General features: G+C 72.6%; 29 protein-coding genes and 1 tRNA gene. 13 read left to right on the top strand and 17 right to left on the bottom strand.

The genetic code is table 11. The features are described from left to right. Positions 1-5 precede the first annotated feature (5 nt). The 8 genes from ABIC61_RS08670 to ABIC61_RS08635 all read right to left on the bottom strand — a co-directional run bounded on the left by ABIC61_RS08670 (position 6) and on the right by ABIC61_RS08635 (position 6,753). On the bottom strand, positions 6-1,592 hold the full coding sequence (locus ABIC61_RS08670; protein ID WP_354029591.1) for an alpha/beta fold hydrolase: 1,587 nt from the start codon (positions 1,590-1,592) through the stop codon (positions 6-8). Then, a complete protein-coding gene (locus ABIC61_RS08665) occupies positions 1,589-2,563 on the bottom strand; it encodes an amino acid--[acyl-carrier-protein] ligase (protein WP_354029590.1) in 975 nt (324 codons plus the stop codon). The genes ABIC61_RS08670 and ABIC61_RS08665 overlap by 4 nt, the downstream gene beginning before the upstream one ends. Further along, positions 2,560-3,792: an acyl-CoA dehydrogenase family protein gene (locus tag ABIC61_RS08660; RefSeq protein WP_354029589.1), complete on the bottom strand. Its 1,233-nt coding sequence runs from the start codon at positions 3,790-3,792 to the stop codon at positions 2,560-2,562. The genes ABIC61_RS08665 and ABIC61_RS08660 overlap by 4 nt, the downstream gene beginning before the upstream one ends. Continuing rightward, on the bottom strand, positions 3,789-4,076 hold the full coding sequence (locus ABIC61_RS08655) for an acyl carrier protein (protein ID WP_354029588.1): 288 nt from the start codon (positions 4,074-4,076) through the stop codon (positions 3,789-3,791). The genes ABIC61_RS08660 and ABIC61_RS08655 overlap by 4 nt, the downstream gene beginning before the upstream one ends. A gap of 166 nt (positions 4,077-4,242) precedes the next feature. Beyond that, entirely contained in the window at positions 4,243-4,620 is a 378-nt protein-coding gene (locus ABIC61_RS08650) for a holo-ACP synthase (protein ID WP_354029587.1), read from the bottom strand. 31 nt (positions 4,621-4,651) lie between these two features. Next, positions 4,652-5,215 (bottom strand): hypothetical protein, encoded by a 564-nt coding sequence (locus ABIC61_RS08645; RefSeq protein ID WP_144750285.1) that lies wholly within the window; start codon positions 5,213-5,215, stop codon positions 4,652-4,654. Continuing rightward, positions 5,209-6,189 carry an aldo/keto reductase gene (locus ABIC61_RS08640; RefSeq protein WP_354029586.1) on the bottom strand — a complete coding sequence of 327 codons (981 nt, stop codon included), beginning with the start codon at positions 6,187-6,189 and terminating at the stop codon, positions 5,209-5,211. Before ABIC61_RS08640 ends, ABIC61_RS08645 begins: the two co-directional genes overlap by 7 nt. A 36-nt stretch (positions 6,190-6,225) precedes the next feature. Continuing rightward, positions 6,226-6,753 (bottom strand): hypothetical protein, encoded by a 528-nt coding sequence (locus tag ABIC61_RS08635; protein ID WP_354029585.1) that lies wholly within the window; start codon positions 6,751-6,753, stop codon positions 6,226-6,228. Positions 6,754-6,840: 87 nt separating this feature from the next. Here ABIC61_RS08635 and ABIC61_RS08630 point away from each other — a divergent pair, with 87 nt between their 5' ends. The 10 genes from ABIC61_RS08630 (at position 6,841) to ABIC61_RS08585 (ending at position 14,987) form a co-directional block, all read left to right on the top strand. Beyond that, entirely contained in the window at positions 6,841-7,230 is a 390-nt protein-coding gene (locus tag ABIC61_RS08630) for a tautomerase family protein (protein ID WP_354029584.1), read from the top strand. Positions 7,231-7,251: 21 nt separating this feature from the next. Beyond that, a complete protein-coding gene (locus ABIC61_RS08625) occupies positions 7,252-7,743 on the top strand; it encodes an AAA family ATPase (protein WP_354029583.1) in 492 nt (163 codons plus the stop codon). 169 nt (positions 7,744-7,912) lie between these two features. Continuing rightward, positions 7,913-8,269 carry a VOC family protein gene (locus ABIC61_RS08620; RefSeq protein ID WP_354029582.1) on the top strand — a complete coding sequence of 119 codons (357 nt, stop codon included), beginning with the start codon at positions 7,913-7,915 and terminating at the stop codon, positions 8,267-8,269. Between the two features lie 149 nt (positions 8,270-8,418). Continuing rightward, on the top strand, positions 8,419-9,480 hold the full coding sequence (locus tag ABIC61_RS08615; RefSeq protein ID WP_354029581.1) for an Lrp/AsnC family transcriptional regulator: 1,062 nt from the start codon (positions 8,419-8,421) through the stop codon (positions 9,478-9,480). A gap of 53 nt (positions 9,481-9,533) precedes the next feature. After that, entirely contained in the window at positions 9,534-10,484 is a 951-nt protein-coding gene (locus tag ABIC61_RS08610) for a polysaccharide deacetylase family protein (RefSeq protein ID WP_354029580.1), read from the top strand. Positions 10,485-10,582: 98 nt separating this feature from the next. Next, on the top strand, positions 10,583-11,926 hold the full coding sequence (locus ABIC61_RS08605; protein ID WP_144750266.1) for an MFS transporter: 1,344 nt from the start codon (positions 10,583-10,585) through the stop codon (positions 11,924-11,926). Continuing rightward, entirely contained in the window at positions 11,923-12,708 is a 786-nt protein-coding gene (locus ABIC61_RS08600; RefSeq protein ID WP_354029579.1) for an SDR family NAD(P)-dependent oxidoreductase, read from the top strand. The genes ABIC61_RS08605 and ABIC61_RS08600 overlap by 4 nt, the downstream gene beginning before the upstream one ends. Next, positions 12,705-13,733, top strand: a complete 1,029-nt coding sequence (locus ABIC61_RS08595) for a ketopantoate reductase family protein (protein ID WP_354029578.1) — start codon at positions 12,705-12,707, stop codon at positions 13,731-13,733. Before ABIC61_RS08600 ends, ABIC61_RS08595 begins: the two co-directional genes overlap by 4 nt. Next, complete coding sequence (locus tag ABIC61_RS08590; protein WP_354029577.1) at positions 13,730-14,899, top strand: M20/M25/M40 family metallo-hydrolase; 1,170 nt, start codon at positions 13,730-13,732, stop codon at positions 14,897-14,899. Before ABIC61_RS08595 ends, ABIC61_RS08590 begins: the two co-directional genes overlap by 4 nt. Before the next feature lie 12 nt (positions 14,900-14,911). Next, positions 14,912-14,987 (top strand) — tRNA-Val (locus ABIC61_RS08585). Here the strand turns inward: ABIC61_RS08585 and ABIC61_RS08580 are convergent. From ABIC61_RS08580 to hxlB, 4 genes are all read right to left on the bottom strand, one after another. Then, entirely contained in the window at positions 14,944-16,194 is a 1,251-nt protein-coding gene (locus tag ABIC61_RS08580) for a HipA domain-containing protein (RefSeq protein ID WP_354029636.1), read from the bottom strand. The genes ABIC61_RS08585 and ABIC61_RS08580 overlap by 44 nt on opposite strands. Next, positions 16,191-16,835 (bottom strand): helix-turn-helix domain-containing protein, encoded by a 645-nt coding sequence (locus ABIC61_RS08575; protein ID WP_354029576.1) that lies wholly within the window; start codon positions 16,833-16,835, stop codon positions 16,191-16,193. The genes ABIC61_RS08580 and ABIC61_RS08575 overlap by 4 nt, the downstream gene beginning before the upstream one ends. A 122-nt stretch (positions 16,836-16,957) precedes the next feature. After that, entirely contained in the window at positions 16,958-17,581 is a 624-nt protein-coding gene (gene hxlA / locus ABIC61_RS08570; protein ID WP_079238857.1) for a 3-hexulose-6-phosphate synthase, read from the bottom strand. Between the two features lie 44 nt (positions 17,582-17,625). Then, positions 17,626-18,186 (bottom strand): 6-phospho-3-hexuloisomerase, encoded by a 561-nt coding sequence (gene hxlB, locus ABIC61_RS08565; RefSeq protein ID WP_502908793.1) that lies wholly within the window; start codon positions 18,184-18,186, stop codon positions 17,626-17,628. Between the two features lie 101 nt (positions 18,187-18,287). Here hxlB and ABIC61_RS08560 point away from each other — a divergent pair, with 101 nt between their 5' ends. Both ABIC61_RS08560 and ABIC61_RS08555 read left to right on the top strand, forming a co-directional pair. Next, complete coding sequence (locus ABIC61_RS08560) at positions 18,288-19,115, top strand: helix-turn-helix transcriptional regulator (protein ID WP_097179362.1); 828 nt, start codon at positions 18,288-18,290, stop codon at positions 19,113-19,115. Between the two features lie 41 nt (positions 19,116-19,156). Continuing rightward, positions 19,157-19,732 carry a TetR/AcrR family transcriptional regulator gene (locus tag ABIC61_RS08555; RefSeq protein WP_354029575.1) on the top strand — a complete coding sequence of 192 codons (576 nt, stop codon included), beginning with the start codon at positions 19,157-19,159 and terminating at the stop codon, positions 19,730-19,732. A gap of 6 nt (positions 19,733-19,738) precedes the next feature. Here ABIC61_RS08555 and ABIC61_RS08550 read toward each other — a convergent pair whose 3' ends face one another. The 4 genes from ABIC61_RS08550 to ABIC61_RS08535 form a co-directional block, all read right to left on the bottom strand. Next, a complete protein-coding gene (locus ABIC61_RS08550; RefSeq protein ID WP_144750256.1) occupies positions 19,739-20,299 on the bottom strand; it encodes a hypothetical protein in 561 nt (186 codons plus the stop codon). Positions 20,300-20,327: 28 nt separating this feature from the next. Further along, entirely contained in the window at positions 20,328-20,765 is a 438-nt protein-coding gene (locus tag ABIC61_RS08545) for a VOC family protein (protein WP_354029574.1), read from the bottom strand. Between the two features lie 93 nt (positions 20,766-20,858). Continuing rightward, the gene (locus tag ABIC61_RS08540; protein ID WP_354029573.1) at positions 20,859-23,255 is read right to left on the bottom strand and encodes an ATP-binding cassette domain-containing protein; all 2,397 of its coding nucleotides are present in this window, start codon (positions 23,253-23,255) and stop codon (positions 20,859-20,861) included. Positions 23,256-23,294: 39 nt separating this feature from the next. Beyond that, positions 23,295-23,972 carry a hypothetical protein gene (locus ABIC61_RS08535; RefSeq protein WP_354029572.1) on the bottom strand — a complete coding sequence of 226 codons (678 nt, stop codon included), beginning with the start codon at positions 23,970-23,972 and terminating at the stop codon, positions 23,295-23,297. A 107-nt stretch (positions 23,973-24,079) separates the two neighbouring features. On the opposite strand from ABIC61_RS08535, the gene ABIC61_RS08530 reads away from it, so the two are divergent. Next, positions 24,080-24,499, top strand: a complete 420-nt coding sequence (locus tag ABIC61_RS08530; protein WP_354029571.1) for a VOC family protein — start codon at positions 24,080-24,082, stop codon at positions 24,497-24,499. On the opposite strand, the gene ABIC61_RS08525 is transcribed toward ABIC61_RS08530, so the two are convergent. Then, a complete protein-coding gene (locus ABIC61_RS08525) occupies positions 24,480-25,427 on the bottom strand; it encodes a methyltransferase family protein (RefSeq protein WP_354029570.1) in 948 nt (315 codons plus the stop codon). The two genes, ABIC61_RS08530 and ABIC61_RS08525, sit on opposite strands and share 20 nt — an antisense overlap. Positions 25,428-25,550: the final 123 nt, after the last annotated feature.

The following is a 25,550-nucleotide window of genomic DNA, read 5'->3' as shown; positions in this document are numbered from 1 at the left end:
CTCGGTCAGGCGTGCACGGGGAACGCCGCGGCGACGCGCGAGCGCACCTCGGCGAGGGTCGCCTCGCGCATCACGGGGGAGAACATGGCGTGGTCGCCGTCCGCGAACCGGACCACCTGCAGTCGGCCGGATCGTCCCTCGCCGGACCACCGGCGTTCGGCACGACGGCCGCCGAGGCGGTCGAACAGCTCGGCGTCCTCGGGTGCGGCGATGACGACGACGTCGGTGCCGTGCTCGACGAGCGGCCGCAGGTGCCCGACGACCCCGCCGTGGCTCCCGCGTCGGGCCACGCGCTCGCGCACCGGTTCCGGGACGAGCGCGTTCCACCAGCCGCGGACCCGCAGGCGGAGCGGTGACGGACGGGCGACCGTGCGGAGGGACTCCGCGTAGGTGCCGGGCTGGGCGGTGTTCCGGCGGTAGTCGTTCGGGCTGATCTCCACGACGAGCCGCGGCGGGTCCTCGGTGTCCCGGCCGGCGAGCCAGGCGCCGGCGCACATCCCGACGAGCACGAGTTGCTCGGCCGGGGTCGCCAGCGCGTCGAGGACGGCGGCCTGGTCGTCGAGCCACTCCTGCGTGTAGAACAGCGCGCGTTCGTCCGCGGCCACGGCGGAGCTCTCGCCGGTGCCACGACGGTCGACCCGGACGACCCGGGCGCCGTCGCGCGCGAGACCCCGGGCGAGCTGGACCTGGAAGTCCGCGACGCCGACCCGGTGTTCGGCGCCGCCGTTGTGCAGCACCACGACGGGCGCGTGCTCGGTCTGGCCGGAGCCGACCGTCTCGATCGCGAAGAGGTCGTCCGGGCCGAAGCGCACGATCCGTTCGGACACGCGGGTGTCGACGTCGAGGACCTCGTGCAGGGGCGGTGGCGCGACGGGGCGTGCTGTGGTCGGGGCCCAGGCGTCGACCCACGCGACGACCGCCTCGACCGCGGACCCCGGGATGACCGCGACGAGGCTCGAGCCGTCGAGGAGCTCGGCGCTCCCGGTCACCTCGGTCGTGTCGACCGCGCCGAGTCCGCGCGGCGGACGACTGCCGGGGCGCACGAGCGCCACCGTGGGGACCTGTCGGGCTGTGAACGTCAGGCGTGCGAGCTCGTCCGCCTCGGCGGGGTCCACGTCGATGCCGATCAGGCTCTCGACGCCGTCGACCACCCGGTCCGGACCGATCGTCATGGCCGCGAGGGCACGCTGCCCGCGCAGCCACGCACGGCCGGAGGCCGGGGCGTCCCAGACGACGAGACCGTCGCCGTCCGCTGCTGCCGCGGCAGCGACGAGCGCTGCCGACGCGAGCCCGACGAACGTCACGTGCTCGACGCCGGCGGACCGCAGCAGCGCTGCGGCGTGCTCAGCCGACCTGACCTGCGCGTCCGGACGCGTGTCGGGCGCGGCGTCTCCACGTCCGGACGGGTCGTAGCGCACCGAGGCCATGCCACGCGCCTCCAGGCCGTCCGCCAGCAGGCGCAGCGTGCGGTACGCGATGATGCCCTCCTGCCCGAGCGGTGGGCAGATCACGACGCCCGCGCGCGCCGCGCGCGGCAGCTGCACCGCCACGCGGAGGGCGGGCGATCCCGACCAGCCGTGGTGCGTGCTCACAGCGCGAGGGCCGTGCGGACCTCCGTCGGCCACGTGTCGGGGTCGGTGCCGTGCGCGGCGAAGAGGGCGATCGTGATCCGCTCCAGGCCGAAGGCGAGGCAGGCGCTGTGTGCGACCGCGCCGTCCGCGGTCCGGATGCCGAACGACGTGCCGAAGTGGTCCTCGTGCAGGTTCGCCGAGCTGATCGCCGTCGGCTCGTGGTCGGGGCCGTACACCGGGGTGACGAACTCGAACTTGAGGGACTGCTCGACCTGGTTGCGCGCGAGCATCTGCCCGACGCGACCGAAGAAGGGGTCGTTCGCGGGGACGACGTCGATCGCGAGCCCGAACGACTCGAGCAGCGCGCGCATCACCGGGATCCGGCCGTCACGGTGTGCCTTGGCGGACGCCGGGGTGCCGATGTGCACGAACTCGTGCATGTGGAAGGCCTGCAGGCGCATCGGGTCGAGCGACGGCTCGCGACGGAAGGAGTCGCCGACGATGTCGAAGGAGCGGCCCTCCTGCGGGACGGTGTCGCCGACGAGTCCGTAGACCGGGTGGCAGACGGCCGGGGTGAGCATCAGGTCGGCCGGCTGCAGGAAGGACTCCCAGCGTTCGCCGCGCTCCCGGGCTGCCAGGAGTGCGCGGTGGGTGCGGTCGTCGCCGGTGAACCCGGAGATCGACGCGGCGAGGTCCGGGAAGGACGCGATGTAGTCGGTGCGTTCGAACGCGGCGAGGGGCTCGACCGGCGGGAAGCGGAGGACCTCGGCGTCGAGGTCGTGCTGGCTCCGGACGGCGGCGGCGTCGACGGCCGTGTACACGCGCTCGAAGACGCCGGTCCGCCCGTAGAGGCCGGGGGAACCGAGGTCGATGAGGACGCCGTCGGCGAGCAGTCGTGCGCGCAGAGCTGCCCGAGCGACGTCGAGGGCAGCGGCGGAGTCGTCGACGGCGGTGTCGGCGGGGGCGGTCGTGGGGTGTTCGGTGATGGTCACAGGATTGCTCCGGTCATGAGTGCCAGTCCGGCGTCGTTCTGGAGGAGACGGTCGTTGCTCACCATGACGGCGGCCCCGTGGGCGTCTCGGAGGTGCCGGGCCACGCTGAGCGGTCCGGTGGCGGCGAAGCCGGCGATGCCGACGATCCGCATCGCCTTGGTGACGAGGTCGGTGACCCGTTCGGAGGCACCGATCTTGAGTGCGTTGGCCGCGAGGGCGTAGCTGCTCGACTCGAGGACCGCGCCGTCGTCGGCGACCGCGTCGAACCGCGCTGCAGCGTGGCGGATCGTGTCCGCGAGCGCCTGCAGGTCGACGAGGAGCTCGGCGAGCCGGAGCGCGCCGGGCGGCGTCTGACCGACCGTGGTCTCACCGACCGTGGTCTCACCGACCGTGGTGCGGGCCTGCTTCCGGACCGCCCGACGGGCACGGTCGGCAGCGTCGGCCGCGATGCCGAGCCACACGGACGCCCACAGCACGTGCGAGACCGGCAGGACGGTGCGGGCCGAGATCGTGGCGTAGTCGTCGCGCAGCACGCGGTCCTCGTGGGTCTCGGCGTCGAGCGTCCAGCCGTTGCTGCACGTGCCACGGAGCCCGAGGGTGTCCCACGTCGAGGTCTGCGTCAGCGTGGTCTCCGACGGCAGGCAGATCACGAGTCGCTGGTCGGAGGCCGCGGCGTCGACGCTCCGACGAGCGGTGACGAACACGGCGTCGGCCTCGGTCGCGTACGAGATCACGGGCGCGTCCTTGCGGAGCCGGATCCGTCCTGCTGCGTCCGGCTCGATCGCGCAGGTGCTCCGTCGGGCGTCGCCGCCGATGCCGCGCTCGGTGGTGGACGAGGCGACGAGCGCTCCGGCCCGCACCGCCTCGATCATCGCGGTGACACCGCACGACGCACCGCCGTGCCGCCACAGCGCCATCACCTGGCCCTGGTGCATCGCGAAGACCATCGCCGTGGCGGCGCAGGACCGCCCGAGTTCGGTCGCGATGACGGACAGCTCGGCGAGGGTCGCGCCCTCGCCTCCGAGCTCGGTCGGGACCGCAGCGGCGAGGAGCCCGTGCTCCTGCATGGCGGCGATCGCCTCGCGCGGGGGACGAGCGTCGCGGTCGACCTCCTCCGCGAAGCGCGCGGCGATGTCCGCCACGAGTGCGGTGCGAGCAGCGAAACGGTCCGGGGCCGTCGGTGTCGTGCGCGGTGCTGCTGTGGGTCGATCGAGGACCGGGACGGTCACGAGGCCATCTCCGCGGCAGCCACGATCGACTCCACGGTCGCGAACGTCGAGCGGTTCAGCACCGAGTCCGGGAACTCCACGTCGAGGTCGTTCTCCACTGCGAGCATGACGTTCACGGTCGCGTGCGAGGTCAGCCCGAGCGCGTAGAGGTCGGCGATCGAAGCCACGTCCATGGCGTCGACGGTGAGGCGCCCGTGGTCAGCGAGTGCGCGTCGGACGGCCTGTTCGGTCGTCGGGTCGGCGAGTGCGACGGGGGTCGCGGAGGTGGTCGGGTCCTGGTCCATGTCCGCAACCATAAGGAGGACCGTGGCCCGGAAAACCGCTGTGCGGGTGCGCGAAACCGCACGGCCGCCCGCGGGGCTGTGTGGGCGTACAGGCGGGGTGCCGGCCTGGAGGCGCGGGGCGGCCCCGCACCGTGCCTCCCGTCCGCCCCGGGGCGGCCCCAGGGCGTCAGGAGGCGGTGAGGGCGACCGCCGTCGCGAGGGCGAGCCCGCGCTCGTGGGAGAGCGAGATAGCGATGGTGTCGCAGCCGATCCGGTTCGCGAGCTCCGCAGCGCGTCCGGTGAGCTCGACCACGGGGGCGCCGACGGTGTCGTGCACGATCGCGACGTCGGTCAGGGGGACGGCGTCGTTGGCCGCGGGCCGGAGGAGCTTCAGCACCGCCTCCTTGCCGGCGAACCGCGCGGCGAGGCGTTCGGGGTCGTCGCCGGCGTCAGCACGCTCGCGGGCGGTGAACACGCGGGACAGGTAGCGCTCGCCGTGCGCGGTGATCCCGGCGATGACGTCCTCCACGGCGGCGAGGTCGGTCCCGGTCCGGATGGTGGTCACGGCAGCAGGCTACGCGACGGTGCGGCGGACCTCAGCGGTACTGCGGGGGCCAGTCGAAGGCTGCGGGCCGACGCGGGACCTCGCCGATCGTGGTCACGTCGAGCACGATCTCACGTCGGTTCGCCAGGTCGATCGAGCGCGGGTCGCCGAGGTACCGGCGGCCGTCGACCCACACCGTCAGTTCACCGCGGAGACCGCCGACGTGCCAGGCGGTCAGCGGGACGCCCCACTCGTCGAAGAACTGTCCGAGCGTGAACGACTCCCGGGTCGGCGACTCGACGTGCAGGATGCCCGAGGTGTCGTGCGTGTGGAGCTGCGCCGCGAACCGTTCCCGGTCCGAGTGCCCGATGTTCGCCGGCACGGTGACGCGCTCGTCCCCGTCCAGGATCGTCAGGTGGGTGTGGACGTGCTCGGCGAGCCGCTCGCCCCACACGTTCCGGAGCCCTGCTGCGTCGGCGCGCTCGGACAGGTCGGTCGGTGCCGGCCACGGGGGTGCGGACGCGGTCGTCCCGCCTGACGGGCTCGTCCCGCCGACGAGCAGCGCCAGGACGGTGAGCACCGTCAGCGCCAGCCCGACGACCGCCGGCTTCACCACTTGTCGTGCACGCTGGCGCGGAACCACTCGTCGTAGAGCTCGCGCACCGTCTCGTCGAGACCCGGGACCTCGGGCAGGTCACCGGCGCCGGCGTTCGAGCGCGCCTGCGACGGGTTGCGGGCTCCCGGGATCGCGGCGGTCACACCGTCCTGCGCGATGATCCACGCGAGCGCAGCCTGCGGCACCGAGACACCCTCGGGCAGGGCCGCCGCGAACGCCTGGGCGGCGCGGACGCCGTCCTCGAAGTCGACGCCGCTGAACGTCTCGCCCTGGTCGAAGGCCTCGCCGTGCCGGTTGTAGTTGCGGTGGTCGCCCTCGGCGAACGAGGTCTCCGCCGTGTACTTGCCGGACAGCAGCCCCGAGGCCAACGGGACGCGCGCGAGGATGCCGACCCGTGCCTCCAGGGCGGCCGGCAGCACGCGGTCCAGCGGCTTGAGACGGAACGCGTTGAGGATGATCTGGACCGTCGCGACGCCCGGGCGGGCGATCGCGGCAAGCGCCTGGTCGGTGGTCTCGACGCTGACGCCGTAGGCGGCGACGGAGCCGTCGGCGACCAGTGCGTCGAGGGCGTCGTAGACCGCGTCGTCCTCGACGACCGCGGTCGGTGGGCAGTGCAGCTGGACGAGGTCGAGGGTGTCCTGCCCGAGGTTCCGGCGGGAGCGGTCGACCCACTCGCGGAAGTTGGCGGCGACGTAGTTCGCAGGGACCTGCTCGGCTCGCCGACCCATCTTCGTCGTGATCGTCAGCGGGACGTCGGGGTTCGTCGTCCGCCAGGCGCCGATCAGCTGTTCGCTGCGGCCGTCGCCGTACACGTCGGCGGTGTCGAAGAGGGTCACGCCGGACTCGACGGACGCGTCCATCACGGCGTTCGCGTCGGCGTCGGAGACGGGACCCCAGTCGCCGCCGAACTGCCAGGTGCCGAGGCCGACGACGGACACGGGGCGGCCGGTACGGCCGAGGGTGCGACTCTGCATGACGGTGAGCGTAGTCACCCGGTGCTCGGGCGACGGTCAGTTCGCGGTCGCGACGCCGTTCCGCAGCAGGGCCTTCGCGGCGCGGGCCCGCGGGATGACCCAGGCTGCGCTCCAGAGGCCGAGTCCGCTCCACAGCGCGATCAGCATCGTGGTGATCAGGGCACCGTGCTGGTCACGCATCGACCAGGTCATCGCGATCCACAGCGTGCTGAGGACGATCTTCCCCCAGCCGGCGGCCTCGCGTTCGGCCTGCGCCTGGACGAGCGGGATCCACTCCGTCGCGGGGACACCGGCCGGCACCTGCCCGTCGACGATCCAGTTCCGGACGACGACCGAGCGCGCGTACCCGCCCTCGGCCCGCCACTCGCGGAGCTGCAGGACCACGGCGATCGCGATGCCGGCGACCGCTGCGGGGATGGCGATCGAGACCACGACGGCGGTGCTCGAACCCGCCCACGACGAGATGACGAGGGTGGCGAGCACGACGGCGAACGCGGCGCCCGTGACGCCGGCGCCGAGCAGCCGCAGCCGGCCGGCTTCGTCGAGGGGTCCGACTCCGTTCACGGGGGTGACGGTACCCGGTGTCGGCGCGGAACTGCTGGTACTCCCGCAGGGCCAGCCGCGCCGCGCCCGGCCCGCTAGGGTCTCGCCATGGCGCAGGTGATCGTGTACGGACGGCGGAGTTCCATCGATGCACGACGGCAGCAGCTGTCCGACGCGATCCACGGCGCGGTCGTGGCGGCCCTCGACTACCCGGCGGAGAAGCGCTTCCACCGGTTCGTCGGGCTCGACCCCGCCGACTTCGTGTACCCGAGAGACCGCGGCGACGACTACACGATCATCGAGGTGTCGATGTTCGAGGGTCGGTCCGCCGACGCGAAGCGGGCGCTCATCCGGGAGCTCTTCGACCGGATCGCGGCCGAGGTGGGCATCGCGCCGCACAGCGTGGAGATCACGATCACCGAGACGCCGAAGGCGAACTGGGGCATCCGCGGGGTGATCGCCGAGGACCTGGCGCTCGGGTACCGGGTGGACGTGTGACGACGACGTAGCGTGAACCCCGTGCTGATCGTGATCCGTGGGAACTCGGGCTCCGGCAAGTCGACCGTCGCGGCCGCGCTGCAGCGTGCGCTGGGCTGGCCGACGGCCGTCCTCGGGCAGGACCACTTCCGGCGGATCGTCTACAAGGAACGCCAGGACGCCGGCGTCGCGGACGGGATGGCGCACGCGGCCCTCCTCGAAGCGGCCGCGCTGCACTGTCTCGCCGCGGGGCACCACGTCGTGCTCGAGGGCATCCTCCGCGCGGACCGGTACGCGGCGATGATCGAGCGGATCGCGGGTGCTGCCGACGAGGCACGGTTCTACGCCTTCGACCTGACGTTCGACGAGACCGTGGTCCGGCACGCCAGCCGCCCGCAGTCTGCGGAGTTCACACCCGAGCAGATGCGAGAGTGGTACCGCGGCTGGGACCCGCTGTCCTTCGTCACGGAGCGACCCCTGCGGCCGGACGAGGACCTCGACGCGATCGTGGAGCGGGTCCTGCAGGACCGGTGACACGGGCGGGCCGGGACGCGCACGGGTTCCGGATGGTGCCGCTGCTCGTCCAGTCTGACACCGGCACACTCGCCCGCAAGCCGGAGTGCGCAACGCCGTGAAGGCGTGCGGACGCGCACGCGTACAACGGCGTCGAGGGCCGCACCGCGCGGCCGGAGACGAGACGGCAATGGCATCCGGAGTGGCAACCGTGTGGGTCCCGGTGACCGACATGCAACGAGCGGTGGCGTTCTACCGCGACACCGTCGGACTGACGGTGCGGAACGAGAGCGACGACTGGAGTGAACTCGAGGTCGGCGGTCTGACGATCGGCCTGAACGCCCGTGAGGACGCGAGCGTCTCGTCCGCCGGCGGCGCGGTGATCACCTTCCAGCCGGACGGCACCATCGAGGACGAACTCGCCGAGCTGCGGCAGCGCGGCGCGGACGTCGAGGGGGAGATCAGCGAGCACCCGTGGGGCCGGATCTTCCCGTTCAAGGACTCCGAGGGCAACGACCTGCAGTTCTACTCGCCGCCGCAGTCCTGACACGTGTGCACGACGAAGGCCGTCCCGGGGAACCGGGGCGGCCTTCGCTGTCCGTCTCAGTGGTGGTGAATGAAAACATCGTGTTACGAGTCGCGCGTGACGCAAATCTCGCATTGACGGTCGTTGGATGACGGAATACGTTGATCCGCATGACCTTGACGGATGCTCGTCCCACCGCCGCCGACGAGGTCGACCGCGCCGTCCTCCGTGCCCTCGCGCACGACGGCCGTGCCTCCTGGGCGGCGATCGGTGAGCTGGCGGGCTGTTCGCCCTCGACCGCACAACGCCGCGTCACACGTCTGGTCGAGGACGGAGCCGTCCGGATCATCGCCGCGTCGGACGTGCTCGCCGCCGGCTTCGGCGTCTCCACGAAGGTCCGGATCAAGTCCGGGGCCGACCGTGCCGACGCCCTGGCGGATGCCCTCGCCCGACGCCCCGAGGTCCGGTTCGCCGCGACCCTCACGGGCTCGGCGGACTGCACGGCCGAGGTCGTCCTGCCCCGGGTCGGTGACCTGACCGCGTTCCTCAGCACCATCGAGGTCGACGGGCGTCCGGTCGAGACCGAGGCGCTCCCGATCGTGCGGACCTTCACCGCCCCGTTCACGGTGTTCCCCGGCGACGGCCCGCGGCCGACACCCACGGCCGCCCCGCGATCGGCGACCGCGAACGCGCCCGCTCCCGATCCGTCGACGGGCGAAGGCGTGGCACCGCTGCACGCCGACGCCACCGTTGAGGAGCGGTCCGTGTTCGCCGCCCTCGTCCGCGACGGTCGCAAGCCCCTCACCGATCTCGCACGCGAGGTCGGTCGGTCCGAGGCGGCCACCCGCCGCACCCTCGAGGACCTGGTGCAGAGCGGTCGACTCCGGATCGGCCCGCTCGTGGCCCCGGCGCTCCTCGGCCGCACGACCGAACTCGAGGTGTGGATCTCCGTCGCACCCGACCGGCTCTCCGCTGCGGCCGCACAGCTCGCCGGGCACCCCGCCGTGCACTACGCCGCCGCGTCGCTCGGACGGTACAACCTCATCGGCCAAGCGTTCCTGCCCGACTTCGCGTCCGTCTACACCTTCACGACCGACGTCCTGGGCGCGCTGCCCGGCGTGCGCGAGGTCGACGTGACGGTGCAGCTCCGCACCGTCAAACGGATGTGGAGCCGGATCGAGGACGGCCGGTTCGTCCCGGCCAGCGACGCCTCGGCCCCCGCGATCCCGTGACCCGACGCCTCGGCCCCCACGATCGCGTGACCCGACCACCACAGGAGGACACCATGCCCCAGCCCGACCCCCAGCAGCCCTGGCAGTGGGACGAGCCCACCTGGCGTGGCCACGTCGAGGAGGTCCGCGCCGGACGGAACCTGCTGCGGCCGGAGGGACCCGACCGCTGGCCCGGCGGCGCCCGCGTGGCGGTGGCGATCTCGTTCGACTCCGACCACGAGACCCCGTCCCTGCGCGACGGCGAGACGTCGCCCGGCCGGATGGCGATGGGGGAGTACGGCGCGCGAGCAGCCGTCCCACGCATCCTCCGGCTGCTCGACCGCTACGAGGCCCCGTCCTCGTTCTACGTGCCCGCGGTGTGCGCGCTGCTCCGCCCCGACGAGGCCCCGACGTACGTCGCACACGGACACGAGGTCGCGGTGCACGGCTGGATCCACGAGCGGAACACCCTGCTCGGCCACGACGACGAGCTGGACCTGCTGAGCCGGGCGGTCGACGTGCTGACGTCGCAGACCGGTGTGCGCCCGACGGGCATCCGGACGCCGTCGTGGGACTTCAGTGACTCCACGCTCGACGTCGCCCGCGAGCTCGGCTTCCGCTACGACTCCTCGCTGATGGCCGACGACGACCCGTACGAGATCCTGCACCGCGGCGAGCCGACGGGCATCGTCGAGATCCCGGTGGACTGGATCCGCGACGACGCGCCGTACCTGATGATGGAGCGCTTCCAGTCGCTGCGGCCGTACACGCCGCCGCACGAAGTCGGCCGCATCTGGCGCGACGAGTTCGACGTGGCGCGTGCCGAGGGCGGCGTGTTCCAACTCACCATGCACCCGCACTTCATCGGGCACCGGTCGCGCCTCGTCGTCCTCGAGGCGCTCCTCGCCCACATCCGCTCGTTCGACGACGTCTGGTTCACCACCCACGCCGGCCTCGCCGAGCACGTCGCGACCGCGAGCGGTCTCGACCCGGTCGGAGCGTCCGCCACGGACGCGACCGTCTGACGGCCTGGAGGCACGGGTCGGCCCCGCCCCGCGCCTCCAGTCCGCTGCTCCACCCGTTCCGCACCCCCGTTCCTCCCACCCAGGAAGTCGACGCAACGATGACAGCAGAAGCAACCAACCCGAGGCTCGGTGCCGCCGGCACCGCGCCGGATGCCGTGCACGAGACGCGGCTCACGGCCCGCGGCCGCAAGGCGATCATCGCCGGCGGCATCGGGAACGTGGTCGAGTGGATCGACTGGGCCGTCTACACGACGTTCTCGTCGGTGTTCGGCCACCACTTCTTCCCGCCGGGCAACGACGCGGCGGCGCTCCTCGCGACGCTCGCGGTGTTCGCGGTCGGGTTCGTGATGCGTCCGATCGGCGCCGCGGTCCTCGGCGCGTACGCCGACCGGCACGGCCGCAAGAAGGGGCTGATGCTCACGATCGGGCTGATGGCCGCCGCCTCGCTCGTCATCGGCATCACGCCCGGGTTCGCGACGATCGGGATCGCCGCACCGATCGTGCTGCTCCTCGCGCGACTCGTGCAGGGCTTCTCGGCGGGCGGGGAGTTCGGCTCCTCGTCGGCGTTCCTCGTCGAGTCGGCCGCTCCCAAGCGCCGCGCCTTCGCCGGATCCTGGCAGCAGGTGTCGGTCGGTGCGGGCGTGCTGATCGCCTCCGGGATCGGTGCGATCATCACCTCGGTGCTCTCACCCGAGGCCCTGGACGCCTGGGGGTGGCGCGCCGCCTTCGTCTTCTGCGCGCTGATCGGGCTGGTCGGCATCTGGCTGCGGACCTCGGTCGAGGAGACCGAGTCCTTCACTGCCCAGCGTGACCGTGACGCGCAGACGGCCGCGCCGAAGCGCAACGCCGTCGTCGCGATGTTCCGCGACCACCCGGGTGCCACCGCACGCGTGTTCGGGATCACCATCGCCGGCACCCTGCTCTACTACATGTGGGTCTCGTACATGCCGACCTACGCCCACGTCACGACGGGGCTCCCGCTCAACCAGGCGCTCCTCGCGAACGTGATCGCCATGGTCGTGTTCCTCGTGCTGCTGCCGTTCGCCGGCATCCTGTCGGACAAGATCGGACGCAAGCCCACGATGTCGATCTTCGCCGGCGGGTTCCTGCTGTTCGCGTGGCCGGCGTTCACGTTCCTGAGCGGCACGTTCTGGTCGTTGCTCATCATCCAGGTCATCGGCATCCTGTTCCTGCTCGGCTACTCGGCGAACTGCGCGGTGATCATGGCCGAGCAGTTCCCGCCGGAGGTCCGTGCGACCGGGATCGGCCTGCCCTACGCCCTCGCAGTCGCGATCTTCGGCGGGACCGCGCCCTACATCACGACCTGGATGAGCGGCGCCGGGTACGGGAACCTCGTCTGGGTCTACTGCGCGGTGGCCGCGGCGATCGGACTCGTCGTCTACCTGACGATGCCGGAGACGAAGGGGAAGGTCCTCCGATGACGCGGCACGTGCTCGTCACGGGGGCGGCCAGCGGGATCGGGCTCGCCGTGGCCCGGTCGTTCGCTGCCCTCGGCGACCGGCTGACGCTCGTCGACCACCGTGCCGACGCACTCGCCGCAGCCGCAGGGTCGATCGGCTCCACGGACGCCGTGGGCACGGTCGTGGCGGACCTCCGCGACCCGGACGCCCCGACGCGTGCCGTGACCGCCGCGTGGGAGCAGGCACCCGTCGACGTCCTCGTGAACGCCGCCGGTGTCTACCCGGCGACACCCTTCCTCGAGCTCGACGCCGCGAAGTGGGACTCCGTGCAGGACGTCAACGTCCGAGCGCCCTTGCTCGCCACCGTGGCACTCAGCCGCCTCGCCACCCGGGCCGGTCGGACCCCGAGCGTCGTCAACATCACGTCGGGTGCCGCTCTCCGCGCCCGCCCCGGCGCCGCTCCGTACAGCACGTCGAAGGCCGCGCTCGAGATGGTGACCCGTGCGAGCGCCCTGGAGCTCGGGGCCGCCGGCATCCGGGTGAACGCCGTCGCGCCGGGGTTCGTCGTCGTGGACAGCGAGGTGAACCGCGTGAGCGACGAGTACGCCGCCGCCGTGTCGCCGAACCCGCTCGGGCGACCAGGCGACCCGACCGACATCGCGAAGGCCGTCGTCTGGCTGGCCGACCCGGAGCAGTCCGGGTGGGTGACCGGGACGATCCTGCGTGTCGACGGCGGATCGTCCACCGGCGCGCACAACCTGCCGCTGAGCAGCAGCACCACCCGAGAGGAAGTCCCCGCATGACCGACCGCACTCCGTACACGATCGTCGGTGCCGGCGCGATCGGCGGCACCCTCGCCGTGCACCTCGACGCCGCCGGTGTCCCCGTGCAGCTCGTCGACGCCGACCCCGAGCACGTCGCCGCGGTGCGCGCCGACGGACTCCGCCTCCGGACCGCCGACGGCGAACGGGTGGCCCGGCTCCCGATCTGGCACCTCGACGACCCCGACGCACCGACCACGCTCGGACCGGTCCTGCTCGCCGTCAAGGCGCTCGCCACCGACCCGGCGTCGGCCTGGATCGCACCCCGGCTCGCCGGCGACGGCTGGGTCGCCTCGCTGCAGAACGGTCTCAACGAGGCGACGATCGCCCGCCACGTCGGTGCCGACCGCACCGTCATCGCGTTCGTCGACCTGTTCGCGGACGTCGTCGCCCCCGGTGTCGTGCAGGACGGTGGCCTCGGCGCGATGGCGCTCGGCGAGTACGCCGGCGGGACGAGCGACCGCAACCGACAGCTCGCGGAGGACCTGCGCCGATGGGGGGCCCCGGTCGTCACGGACAACGTCGCCGGCTTCCTCTGGTCGAAGCTGGCCTTCGGCGCGATGCTCACCGCGACGGCCTTGGCGGACGAGGACATGAGCGTCCTCATCGATCGCAACCGCGACGTGATGGCCGCGCTCGCTCGGGAGGTCCTCGCCGTGACCGAGGCGCAGGGCATCACGCCGGAACCGTTCGACGCGTTCGAGCCGACAGCATTCGCCCCCGGTGCCGACCCCGCCACGACGACCGCTGCGCTCGACGGCCTCGTCGCGTGGCTCGCCACCCAGTCGAAGACCCGCTCCGGGATCTGGCGCGACATCGCCGTCCGGCACCGGAAGACCGAGGTGCCGCTGCACTACGGCCCCGTCGTCGAAGCCGGGGAGACGCTCGGCATCCCGACGCCCGGCATCCGCGCGCTCGTCGACGAGATCGTCGCGGTGGAGGACGGCGCCGCGATGGACGAGGACCGGATCCGTGGCCTCGTCGCGGCGGTCGGAGCGGCGCGGTGACGGCCACCGTGGTCGACGTCGATCTCCTGGAGGCCGCGGTCGCCCGGCGCGCGCAGATGGTCGACGACCTCGTCGCGTACGTCGAGACGGAGACCCCCTCGGACGACCTCGCCCTGCTCCGCGTCGGACTCCACCACGTCGAGCGGTTCCTCGCCGCCACCGTCGGGCCCTTCGCCGAGCGCGCCCTCCACGAGCCCGAACAGCACGGCCCGGTCGTCGTCGGTGACCTCGTGGCACCCGACGCGACGGAGTCCTGGGTCGTCGTGCTCTGCCACTACGACACCGTGTGGGCCGCCGGAACGCTCGCCGACTGGCCGGTGCGGATCGACGGCAACCGACTGACCGGCCCCGGTGCCTACGACATGAAGGCCGGGCTCGTGCAGTTCGCCCACGCGGTCGCGCTCCTCGACGGCCTCGGCGTCCCACGGCCGAACATCCGCCTCGTCCTGAACGGGGACGAAGAGGTCGGCAGCATCGGTTCCCGCCCGGTCATCGAGGACGTCGTCCGACGGACCCCCGGCCCCGTCCTGGTCTTCGAGGCCTCGGCCGGGCCGGACGGCGCACTCAAGACCGCACGGAAGGGCGTCGGACTGTTCGACGTCCACATCCGCGGGGTCGAGGTGCACGCGGGTCTGCACCCGGCCGGGGGCGCCAGCGCGGTCGACGAGCTCGCCCGGGTGGTCCTCGCGCTCCACGGCGCGGCCGACCTCGACGCGGGCACGTCGCTGAACGTCGGGGTCGTCACCGGCGGAACCCGGCCCAACGTCCGGGCCGGTGCGGCGACGGCGGCGCTCGACGTCCGCGTGTCGTCGGATGCCGAGTCCGCACGGATCGACGAGGTCCTCGGCGGTCTCGAGCCGGCGAACCCGGCGGCGTCGATCTCGGTGACGGGTGACTGGAACCGACCCGTGATGGCGCGGACCGACCGCAACGTCGAGCTGTTCCGGGTCGCCGAGACGGCCGCTGCCGCACTCGGCCTCACCGTCGCGGAGACGAGCGTCGGGGGCGCGAGCGACGGGAACTTCGCAGCGGCGCTCGGAGCAGCGGTGCTCGACGGTCTCGGCGCGGTCGGCGACGGCGCGCACGCGCGACACGAGTGGGTCGACCTGGACCGCATGGTCGAGCGCACCGCGCTCACCGCGGGGGTGCTGCGGCGACTCGTCTAGGATCGAGGGGAAGGGCCTTTAGCTCAGCTGGTAGAGCGCCACGTTTACACCGTGGATGTCGTCGGTTCGATCCCGGCAGGGCCCACCACCGCAGACGTGATCTTCCTGGTCTGCTCCGCGACGAGGGCGCGCATGCGTTCGGCCTGGTCGTCGTCGAGTTCGGTCCACGCAGTGTCGACACGGTCAGCGACGGCCTCGTAGACCTCCCGCACCTCGGTACGAGCGCGGTCGACGTCGAGACCAGACCTGCGCGCGAGCTTCGACCAGTGGTCGAGCGTCAGCTCGTTCGGGTGCTCCGCACCACCGATGCGCATCGCGAGCGTGTCGTCGTAGGCGGGCCAGAGCCGGGTGGGCAGGGCGTCGTAGAGCGGGGAGAGCCGGATCCCCGTGGGCCGCAGGAGGACGGAGTAGTTCTTCGCGTGCGCATCGGCGTTGCCGATGGCGGCGTTGAAGGCCGCCTGCCTGAGGAAGGTGTGAGCGGCCTCGCCGGTCGGGTCGTGCCGCAGCAACAGCTCGATGATCGGTTTCGCGCCGATGGCGTACTTGCTCGCGCCCGCCTGACCGAGGGCCTGGGTGAGGTCCTCCACGTGGATCCGTGTCGCGAGCCCGTTCGGCTGCGTTGCCCGGTCGAACCGCTCGACGATGTAGGCACGCTCTCCGGCCACGTCGAGGACGTCCGCCCGCGGTGCGACGAGGCCGATGTCCGCGGCGAGCCGTTCAGCCGCGACTTCTGCCCGTTCTGCACCACGGTTCGTGGAGGCTGCGGGCTTGACGATGTGGGTCGACGGAACGGACGCGTTCGACCAGAACCAGGTCCCGCCGACGTCGGCGAGCGCGAACTTCGGCTGGCTGCCGGCGAGGGAGAACCGCGCCGGATCGGCGCGTTCCCACCAACGGTCGGGGTCCTGGTGCAGGCTGCTGATCCGGAAGGCGATCGCATCGTCGTCCGCGACGAGGAGCGCCGTCGCGGCGGACTCGGGAAGGTCCTCGGTGGGGAGGAGGACGAGACCGCCCGCAACGTCTCCGCCGACCTCCGCGAGGAGGTCGAACGTGCTCGTCGACCTCGCGTCGGTGATGCGCCGCATCCACTCGCGGGCCTCGGGCCGGTCTGGGAGCAGGTTGTCGAGGAACCGACTCGCGGCGTGCTCGGGCACCGTGCCGTGGCGCGGGATCGACAACGACACGGGAGTGTCCGGCGCATCGCTGTCGTAGCGCAGGGTGACGCGCCCGCTCCCGGCGTCGACGAACTCCCCGACGTACCGACCTTCGAGCCAGGCGTGCAGGACCTTCGTCACGCTGAGTCCCTGACCGCTGCGGTGGGGACCGCGAGCGGGTGCACGTCGAGGGCGTTGATGACCTGCAGGACGGTGACGAGCGAGTCGATCGCTTCGCCGGACTCGACGGCCTTGACGTCGTGCTCCGTCGTGCCGGCACGGGCGGCGAGTTCTGCGCGGGTGAACCCGTGGATGGCCCGCTCGTCCGCGACCACCCGAGCCAGGCGGTCGGGCGAGTTCAGGAAGCGGCGTCGGGGGCGGGCGAGGCGCTCGGAGACGATGTCGTCGTCACCGTCCATCGCCGCACGCACGAGCAGCTCGCCGAGGGAGAACCCGCTCGGCGTCACGGCCCCACGGAACCACGCGCGCAGCAGTGCGGCAGGGTGCTCCGCCTGACGGAGTCGGTTCAGGTAGCCGGCGATGCGCCGACGGTCCGAGCCGGTCAGCCCGCGGACGGACTGGTCGGAGAGGGCGCGGAGGAACATCACCCTGGTCCGCGGACTCATCGGGCGGGTACCGGTGACCGGTGACGTCGTGGCGTCGTCGTCCAGCACCCACGCGCGTCCGATGCGTCGAGCGGGAACGCGACCCTGCTGCGCGAGCGTCCGTGCGCGACGCGGCGAGATGCCGTGCTCGGTCGCGTACTCGGCGATGGTGCCCACGCGCCCATGCTACGTCTCGCGGAACAGGAAGTGCAACGAATGGCCGGACCGGATGACGGACGGGAGGCACGGTGCCAGCCGGCACCGTGCCTCCCGTCCCTCAGGTGCGCACGTTCAGTGCGTCACTTGATGGCGGCGCGGATCTCCGCGGCTGCGGCCGCGACGTCGTCGGCGCTGTAGATCGCGCTGCCGGCGACGGCGACGCGCGCGCCGGCGTCCTGGACGGACGCGACGGAACCGGCGTTGACACCGCCGGCGACCGAGAACGGCACGCCCGCGGACTCGCCGTCGCGCAGCAGGGTCTCGAAGGTGAAGCCCGGCTCGGCCTGCTCGTCGAGACCGGCGTGCATCTCGACGAAGGTCGCGCCGAGGGCGACGACCTGCTTGGCGCGGGCCGGCTTGTCGGCGACGCCGATGAGGTCGACGACGATGCCCTTGCCGTGCTTCTCGGCAGCCTTCACGGCGCCCACGATGGTGCTGTCACCGGCGGTGCCGAGGACGGTGACGAGGTCGGCGCCGGCCTGGAACGCGATGTCGGCCTCGAGCTCGCCGGCGTCCATCGTCTTGAGGTCGGCGAAGACGATCTTGTCCGGGTGCGCCTGCTTGATCGCGGTGATCGCGGAGAGGCCCTCGCTCTTGATGAGCGGGGTGCCGAGCTCGAGGATGTCGACGTGCGGTGCTGCGGCGGCGGCGAGCTCGAGCGCGGCGTCGGTGGTCAGGGTGTCCATGGCGAACTGCAACTGCATGATGTGCTTCTTTCCTGTCGTGCGGGTGGGGGTCGTGGCCGGGGTCACTCGATGTTCGCGTGCCGGGGCCACAGGTCGTCGGCGCTCTGACCGCTTCGCTGCCAGAGCGTGTGGAACAGTGCGTCGCCGAGGAGGGCGACACCCTGTTCGAAGAGGGAGCCGGCGTACTGCGCGGAGGCGACGCCGGATCGGTCGGTCTTCGTCGCGGCGGGCAGCAGGACCGTCATCCGGGCGGTGCGGGAGAGCGGCGCGTCGTCCGTGGTGGAGATCGCGGCGACGGTCGCTCCGGCTGCGGTGGCGGTCTCGGCCGCGCGGACGATGCCGCTCGTCGTGCCGGAGCCGCTCGCGGTGAGGAGCAGGTCGCCACTGCCGATCGCGGGGGTGGTCACCTCGCCCACGACGTGGGTCGTGATCCCGAGGTGCATGAGCCGCATCGCCGTCATGCGGAGCGCGATGCCGGACCGGCCGGCGCCGTGGACGAAGACGCGATCGGCGGTCGTCACGAGGTCGGCGAGGTCGTCGAGCTGTCCGCCGGCGGTCTCGACGAGTCGGTCCAGGAGACCAGCGACCTCGTCGGCAACCATGCGGAGCGCGTTCTGATGCATGACCCCGAGCCTGACCGGTCCGTGACGTCGTCGCAGCTACCCGGTGAGCGGGCGTTCCCATTCGCCCGGGTAGGGGAGTGGGGCGGGGGTAGTATCGCGCCATGGTCGACCCCGCACCGCTCGCCGAACCCGCCACCCGCGCGCTCGTGGTGCAGCACGCACGGCTGGTCGCGGAACGGGCCGATCAGCACGCCCTGACCCTGGAGTCACTGCTCGCGGTGCTCCGGTCGACGCGCGTCGACGACCGCGCAGCACGGGTCGAAGCCGCCGAGATCGCGTCGGCCGCGCTGGTCGACCTCCGGACGAGCAACGACGAGGAGCGGAACGCCCTGGTCGAGCCGGTGTCCCGCGCGTTCCTCCGGCTGCGGAACGACCTGCGACCGCTGGTGCGCTTCGGATCGATCGACATCCAGTTCGTCGAGCCGCCCGCGACCGGCCGCGCCCTGCCCGGTGAGGTCGCCCACGCCGCGCGCGCCATCGTGCGCACCGCGGTGCTCGCGCACGTCGACCGGGGGACCGCCGAGCGTGTGCGGGTGCAGTGGGACTGCGACGGGCGCAACCTGCTCGTCGAGATCCGCGACGACGGCGACGGGTCGCTCGACGTCCACGACGACACGGTGCGCCCGATCGCCGAACGGGTGTCCGCCCTCGACGGGGACTTCCGGGTCGAGTCGACGGACGGATGGGGTTCCACGATCTCGATCGTGATGCCCCTCGACCCGCCGGCTCTCGGCGACCGCATCGAGGACGCCGAGGCGCTGACGCCCCGGGAGCGCGACGTGCTCCGGCTCGTCGTGGCGGGAGCACCGAACGCCGACGTCGCCGCGCAGCTCGGGATCACCGTTAACACCGCGAAGTACCACGTCGCGAACCTGCTGCGGAAGTACGGTGCGCGGTCGCGGGCGGAGCTCTCCGCGCTCGCCCGCTGAGCCACGGCCCGGTCCCGCCCGGCTGCCGATACCGTGGACCCATGGCCCGCTTCACGCCCCCTGCCGCCGACGCGATGCGCGCACGACTCCTGCTCGCCGCCCGCGACGAGTTCGCCGCCGCCGGTCTCGCCGGCACCCGCCTGGAACGCATCACCGCAGCGGCGGAGAGCAACAAGGCACAGGTGTTCCACTACTTCGGCAGCAAGGAGGGCCTGTTCGACGCGCTGATCGCCCAGACGGTCACGGAGACCTCGGACGAGGTCCCGATCGACACGGACGACCTGCCCGGGTACGCCGCACGCCTGCACGACTCGTACGTCCGACGTCCGTGGGCGCAGCGGCTGCTCACGTGGCACCGTCTCGAACGCGGCGCGGCCGCTCCGCTCGACGCCCTGGTCGGCGCCGACACCGAGGCGGTCGCCGCGGTCGAGCACGCCCAGCGCGCCGGAGTCCTGCCCCGCTCCTACCGCCCGGCGGTCCTGCTCGGCCTCGTCGTGCACGTCGCCGCGTTCTGGAGTGCGACGACGCCCGAGTTCGACACCCTCGTCGCGGCGGTGACCCCCGCGCGCCGTCGGCAGATCGTCGTGGACGCGGTCACCGCCCTCGTCGGCGACTGACCGCGGTCAGTCCCGGTCGAGCGAGACCTGGTCGAGGTCGCACTCGTCGATCCGGCCGGCCGCGGCGACGCCGAGCGTCGCGGGCAGCACCGTGCTGCGGATCGTCCCGAGCACGGCGCGCTGGTCCAGTTCGAGGCCTCCGATCGCACCGAAGGGCGCGCCGTCGCTCCGCGTGATCGTCGCGATCACCGTGGAGGTCCGGTGTGCGGGCAGGACCGCACCGTCGAGGGGGACCGTGCGGTGGCCCTCGGCGAGCTGACTGAGAGTGCCGAAGCCGTTGAACCCGAACGAGCGACCAGGCGCGACGCGGAGGTCGACGTCCGCCGTCCCGACCTGCCCGAGGGGCCGGCTCCCGACGACCTCGATGTCGCCTGCGGAGTCGTTCTGCACCGGGATCGTGACACTCATCGACGTGGAGGTGTCCCCCGCCGCGTAGCTGGCGCAGGCACCGCCCACGAGGTGGCCGGTTCGCAGCGGTGTCGACGGCCAGGCCACGACGGCGACCGCTGCTCCGGCCAGGATCGCCAAGGTCGTGGAAGCGGCCAGGACCGCACGTCCGGAATGCATCGCACCAGCATACGGAGCCCCGCGCGCGCTACCGCTTCCGGAGGTCCTGGGCCAGCATCACGATGATCCCGCTCGGTCCGCGCAGGTAGCTCAGCTTGTACACGTCCTGGTAGTTCGCCACCCCGCGCAACGGGACACACCCGTGCCGTGCGGCGATCGCGAGCGCGGCGTCGATGTCGTCGACCTGGAACGCCACCCGGTGCATGCCGATCTCGTTCGGCAGCGTCGGCTCGGTCTCGATCGCGTCGGGGTGGATGTACTCGAACAGCTCGAGCCGCCCGTGCCCGTCCGGGGTCTGCAGCATCGCTATCCGGGCGTGGTTGCCGTCGAGTCCGACGGCCGTGTCCGCCCAATCGCCGCTGACGGTGTCCTGTCCGACGACGGTGAGTCCGAGGTCCGTGAAGAACGCGACGGTCTCGTCGAGGTCGCGGACGGCGATGCCGACGTTCTCCAACGTGATGGCCATGGCCAGCAGGCTAACGGGGTGGTGCGGTCGGTGTCCGGACTGGAGGCGCGGGGCGGGCCCGCCACGTGCCTCCAGTCCGGTGGGTGCGGAGCATCAGAGCCCGAGTTGCGCGCGCAGGTACGGTGCGGTCCGGCTGGCGGCGGACGCCGCCACCTGCTCCGGTGTGCCGGAGGCGACCACCCGGCCGCCCTCGGCACCACCGGAGGGACCCATGTCGATGACGTGGTCGGCGACGGCGACGACGTCCATCGCGTGCTCGACGACGACGACGGTGTTGCCGGCGTCGGTGAGGCGGGCGAGCTGGTCGGAGAGCAGTTCGACGTCCGCCGGGTGGAGTCCCGTGGTCGGCTCGTCGAGCAGGTAGAGCGTGTGGCCCGTCCGGGCGCGCTGGAGCTCGGTGGCGAGCTTGATGCGCTGGGCCTCGCCGCCGGACAGCTCCGGTGCGGGTTGCCCGAGTCGCAGGTAGCCGAGACCGACCTGGCGGAGGGTCTCGAGGCCGCGGGCTGCGGCGGGGAGGTCGGTGAGGAACGGAGCGGCCTCGTCGACGGTCATCCCGAGCACGTCGGCGATCGTGGCGCCGTTCCACCGGACCTCGAGGGTCTCGTCGTTGTAGCGGCTGCCGTGACACTCCGGGCACGGGGCCCAGCTGCCGGGCAGGAACAGGAGCTCGACGGACACGAAGCCCTCGCCCTGGCAGACCTCGCACCGGCCGCCGGCGACGTTGAACGAGAACCGGCCGGCGGTCCAGCCGCGGTCGCGTGCGGCGTCGGTCGCGGCGAAGGCAGTCCGGACCGCGTCGAACAGACCCGTGTAGGTCGCGAGGTTCGACCGCGGCGTCCGTCCGATCGGCTTCTGGTCGACCTGGACGGTGCGGGTGACGAGCGGGTGGGCCGCGGCGGCCCCGGGGAGCACGCCACCGACGAGCGACGACTTGCCGGAACCGCTGACGCCCGTCACGGCGGTGAGCACCCCGAGTGGGACGTCGACGTCGAGGTGCCGGAGGTTGTGCAGGGTCACGTCGCGGAGCTCGAGGGTGCCCACCGGCGCGCGCTCCACCCGGTCCGGCGTGTGGTCGCCCGGGAACAGGAACCGGCGGGTGACGCTCGCCTCCACGTCCCCCAGCCCGTCGACCGGTCCGCTGTACAGGACGGTGCCGCCGCTCTCGCCGGCGCCGGGACCGACGTCGACGATCCAGTCCGCACGCCGCACGATGCTCATGTCGTGCTCGACCACGAAGACGCTGTTGCCGCTCGCGCGTAGGTCGTCGAGGACCTGGACGAGCGACTCGGCGTCGGCGGGGTGCAGACCCGCACTCGGCTCGTCGAGGACGTAGACCACGCCGAACAACCCGGATCGGAGCTGCGTCGCGATCCGGAGTCGTTGCGTCTCGCCCGGGGACAGCGTCGGCGTCGCCCGGTCGAGCGCAAGGTACCCGAGTCCGAGCCCGACGAGCACGTCGACACGCGTGACGAGGTCGCCGGCGATCGCGACGGCGACCTCGGTGCGCTCGCCCGACGTCGCCTTCGACGTCGCCGCACCGGCGTCCGTGATCGACGCGATCGGGCGCAGCACGTCGGCGAGCGCCGTCAGCGGCAGGGCGTTCAGCTCGGCGATGCTCTGGCCGCCGATCGTGACCGCGAGCGCGTCGCGGGTCAGGCCGGTCCCGCCGCACAGACCGCACGGTCCGGACTCGACGTACTGCAGTGCGCGGTTCCGCTGGGTCTCGCTCTGTGAGTCGGCGAGGGTGTGCAGGACGAACTGTCGGGCGCTCCAGAAGCGGCCGCGGTACGGCTTCGCCACCCGGTCGCGCTTCGGGTGGACCTCGACGACGGGCTGCTCCTCGGTGAACAGCAGCCAGTCGCGGTCGGCGCGGGGGAGGTCCCGCCACGGCCGTTCGATGTCGTAGCCGAGGACCGCGGTGACGTCGCGGAGGTTCTTGCCCTGCCAGGCTCCCGGCCACGCGGTGATCGCCCCGTCCCGGATGCTCAGCGAGTCGTCGTGGACCGCCGAGGCCTCGGTGACCTCGTGCGCCGTGCCGAGCCCGTGGCAGCGCGGGCAGGCACCGGCCGCGGTGTTCGGCGAGAACGAGTCCGACTCCAGACGCTCGGCTCCCGCCGGGTAGGTGCCCGCGCGGGAGAACAGCATGCGCATCGAGTTGGACAGGGTCGTCAGCGTGCCCACGGTCGACCGCGCGCTCGGTGCTCCACGGCGCTGCTGCAGTGCAACGGCCGGCGGGAGCCCCGTGATCGAGTCGACGTGCGGCGTCGACCCCTGTGCGATGAGCCGCCGAGCGTAGGGGGCGACGGACTCCAGGAAGCGGCGCTGCGCCTCGGCGAAGACGGTTCCGAACGCCAGCGAGGACTTCCCCGAGCCGGAGACGCCGGTGAAGGCGACGATCCGGTCGCGGGGGATGTCGACGTCCACGTCGCGCAGGTTGTGCTCGCGGGCGCCGCGGACACGGATGAAGTCGTCGTGACGAGGAACGGGCATCCTCACGATGCTAGGCGCGGGCGGCTGGGTGCCCGGTCGTCAGCGGGCGGCGAGACGCTCGTCCGCCGCGGCGAGCGCCGCCCGCATCCGTTCGGCGTCGCCCTCGGCCCACCCGCCGGAACTCGCGAGCGGCAACTCGGTCATGTGCCGGCGGAGGTGCTCCGGGTAGTCGCGCACGATTCGGTCGGGATCGCTCCGGACGGTGGCGTAGAGCGATGGCCCGTCCGCGTAGAACAGGTCGGCGACGACGAGCCGGCCGTCGGGGCCCCGCATGACGTTCGCGGGGTTGTCGTCGAGCGGACCCCACCACGGCTGTTCGCGGGCGCCCCGGGTGTGCACCGCCGCGATGTGGTCGGCGAGGGCTGCGACGGAAGGGTCCCGTCGGGCGATCGCCTGCTGGAACGCGGCGCCCTCGGCCTCGGTCACCGGGGAGAGGTACTCCATCACCGTGAGGTCCGCCCCGCCCGACAGCACCCGGTGCTCGACGAGGGCAGGCACCTGGCGGGTGTGTGCGGCCTCCCGGTAGAGCATCGCGGAGTACGGTCCTGCCGGGTCGAACGGGCTGATCCGGGCGGCGAGATCCCCCGACGGTGACCGGAGGGCCGTCGCCCAGTCGCCCGTGCCGCACGACGTCCACCCGTGCGCCCGCAACGCGGACACCACCTCGGTCCACGGCATCGCGGCGTCCAGGAGCTGGTCGTACCGGTCGGCGTCCATCGGCCCATCCTGCCCGACCGCCCGCGGGTCTTCCGGTCCGCCCACAGCGATGGGACGATGGGCGCGACACGGGCGACGATGCCTGTGCACACCCCGAGGAGTCCACCATGGTCGTCCGCCTCAACCCGTACATCAACCTCCGCGACCGGGCGCGGGAGGGCCTCGAGTTCTACCACTCGGTGTTCCGCGGCGAGCTCACGCTCAGCACGTTCGGTGACGCCGGCATGGCGCAGGACCCCGCCGACGCCGACAAGGTCATGCACGGCCAGCTCGAGGGAGAGAACGGCCTGCTGCTGATGGCCTCCGACGCCCCCACCGGCATGGAGGGCCCCGAGGTCAGCAACATCTCGGTGTCGCTCAGCGGGGACGACGAGGAAGCGCTCACCCGCTACTGGAACGGCCTCGCCGAGGGGGCGACGACGATCATCGAACCGCTCACGAAGGCGCCGTGGGGCGACACGTTCGGCATGCTGACCGACCGCTACGGCGTCACGTGGCTCGTCAACGTCAGCGGCGCGGCGGACTGACGGCGTCCGCGGGGGCGCTCGCCGGGATCGGCCACCGCGGCACCCAGCAGCGCACCCGTGCGGCGTAGCGGCGGAAGTCGTCGCCGAAGCGGTGCTCGAGGTCGGCCTCCTCGAGCGGGCGGACGATGCAGTTCCACACGATCGACCCGGCGAGCGCGTACACGACGACCATCCAGGAGCTCAGCAGCAGGCCGACGGCGACGCCCTGCGTGATGCCGGCGAGTGCCATCGGGTTCCGGACCGAGCGGTAGGGGCCGGCGACGACCAGTCGGTTCGGCATCGCCGAGGGCAGTGGCGTGCCGGCCCCCTGGGTGGACATGGTCGCCGCGGACGCGATGCCGAGCGCGCTCGCGAGCACGAGGACGGCCGCCCCGGCGGCGACCGAGGCGGTCACGAAGGGGCCAGGCATCGGCGGCTGCAGGCGCCACCGGTGCTCGGCGAACGCGATGACCAGCGGGAACACCCCGAGGAACAGGCCCCAGAAGACGACGATCTGCGCGGCGGTGCGGAGGACGTGCCGACGTCGTCCGCCGTCGGGGTCGGCGGTCCGGAAGCGCAGCGGTCCGGAGGTCACGAGTTCCGTGGGGATCCGGCCGAGCAGGACGAGCGACAGCGCGAGGACCGAGCCGACCGACGCACCGATCATGATCAGGACACCGAGCCCCGCCTCGGTGGTGACGGTCGCCCAGACGACGATCGCTGCCGTCACCGCGACGGTCCAGATGGTCGCGACGACCGCCGCCGCGCGGACGCCCGCGGCAGCGAGCGCAGACGCGACGACGAACAGCGGGACGTCCGCCAGCGCGACGAGGAACGGTTGCAGGGACCCGAGGGTTGCGGCCTGGACGGCCGGCAGCGTGAACACCGCGATCCACCACGCGGCCCCGCCCGCGGCCTGGGCCGCGAAGTACCACCGGCCCCAGGACATGGGAGCACGCTAGCAGCGCGAGACGGACTGGAGGCGGGGGGGGGGCGGGCCCCCCCCCCCCCCACCCCCCCCCCGGCCCCCCCCCCCCCCCGGGGGGGCCGGCGCCAGCCGGACGGGGGTTGT

It is taken from the genome of Curtobacterium sp. 1544, assembly GCF_040544915.1.
GTDB lineage: Bacteria > Actinomycetota > Actinomycetes > Actinomycetales > Microbacteriaceae > Curtobacterium > Curtobacterium pusillum_C.
This window is presented reverse-complemented; position numbering and strand designations above follow the sequence as displayed.

What these genes read in the sequence shown, in the direction of transcription:
- ABIC61_RS08655 (WP_354029588.1), bottom strand. Translation starts at nt 4,076, where the DNA reads ATGGACCAGGACCCGACCACCTCCGCGACCCCCGTCGCACTCGCCGAC.
- ABIC61_RS08640 (WP_354029586.1), bottom strand. Translation starts at nt 6,189, where the DNA reads ATGCAGAGTCGCACCCTCGGCCGTACCGGCCGCCCCGTGTCCGTCGTC.
- ABIC61_RS08630 (WP_354029584.1), top strand. Translation starts at nt 6,841, where the DNA reads ATGGCGCAGGTGATCGTGTACGGACGGCGGAGTTCCATCGATGCACGA.
- ABIC61_RS08620 (WP_354029582.1), top strand. Translation starts at nt 7,913, where the DNA reads ATGGCATCCGGAGTGGCAACCGTGTGGGTCCCGGTGACCGACATGCAA.
- ABIC61_RS08615 (WP_354029581.1), top strand. Translation starts at nt 8,419, where the DNA reads ATGACCTTGACGGATGCTCGTCCCACCGCCGCCGACGAGGTCGACCGC.
- ABIC61_RS08610 (WP_354029580.1), top strand. Translation starts at nt 9,534, where the DNA reads ATGCCCCAGCCCGACCCCCAGCAGCCCTGGCAGTGGGACGAGCCCACC.
- ABIC61_RS08605 (WP_144750266.1), top strand. Translation starts at nt 10,583, where the DNA reads ATGACAGCAGAAGCAACCAACCCGAGGCTCGGTGCCGCCGGCACCGCG.
- ABIC61_RS08600 (WP_354029579.1), top strand. Translation starts at nt 11,923, where the DNA reads ATGACGCGGCACGTGCTCGTCACGGGGGCGGCCAGCGGGATCGGGCTC.
- ABIC61_RS08595 (WP_354029578.1), top strand. Translation starts at nt 12,705, where the DNA reads ATGACCGACCGCACTCCGTACACGATCGTCGGTGCCGGCGCGATCGGC.
- hxlA (WP_079238857.1), bottom strand. Translation starts at nt 17,581, where the DNA reads ATGCAGTTGCAGTTCGCCATGGACACCCTGACCACCGACGCCGCGCTC.
- hxlB (WP_502908793.1), bottom strand. Translation starts at nt 18,186, where the DNA reads ATGCATCAGAACGCGCTCCGCATGGTTGCCGACGAGGTCGCTGGTCTC.
- ABIC61_RS08560 (WP_097179362.1), top strand. Translation starts at nt 18,288, where the DNA reads ATGGTCGACCCCGCACCGCTCGCCGAACCCGCCACCCGCGCGCTCGTG.
- ABIC61_RS08555 (WP_354029575.1), top strand. Translation starts at nt 19,157, where the DNA reads ATGGCCCGCTTCACGCCCCCTGCCGCCGACGCGATGCGCGCACGACTC.
- ABIC61_RS08550 (WP_144750256.1), bottom strand. Translation starts at nt 20,299, where the DNA reads ATGCATTCCGGACGTGCGGTCCTGGCCGCTTCCACGACCTTGGCGATC.
- ABIC61_RS08545 (WP_354029574.1), bottom strand. Translation starts at nt 20,765, where the DNA reads ATGGCCATCACGTTGGAGAACGTCGGCATCGCCGTCCGCGACCTCGAC.
- ABIC61_RS08540 (WP_354029573.1), bottom strand. Translation starts at nt 23,255, where the DNA reads ATGCCCGTTCCTCGTCACGACGACTTCATCCGTGTCCGCGGCGCCCGC.
- ABIC61_RS08535 (WP_354029572.1), bottom strand. Translation starts at nt 23,972, where the DNA reads ATGGACGCCGACCGGTACGACCAGCTCCTGGACGCCGCGATGCCGTGG.
- ABIC61_RS08530 (WP_354029571.1), top strand. Translation starts at nt 24,080, where the DNA reads ATGGTCGTCCGCCTCAACCCGTACATCAACCTCCGCGACCGGGCGCGG.
- ABIC61_RS08525 (WP_354029570.1), bottom strand. Translation starts at nt 25,427, where the DNA reads ATGTCCTGGGGCCGGTGGTACTTCGCGGCCCAGGCCGCGGGCGGGGCC.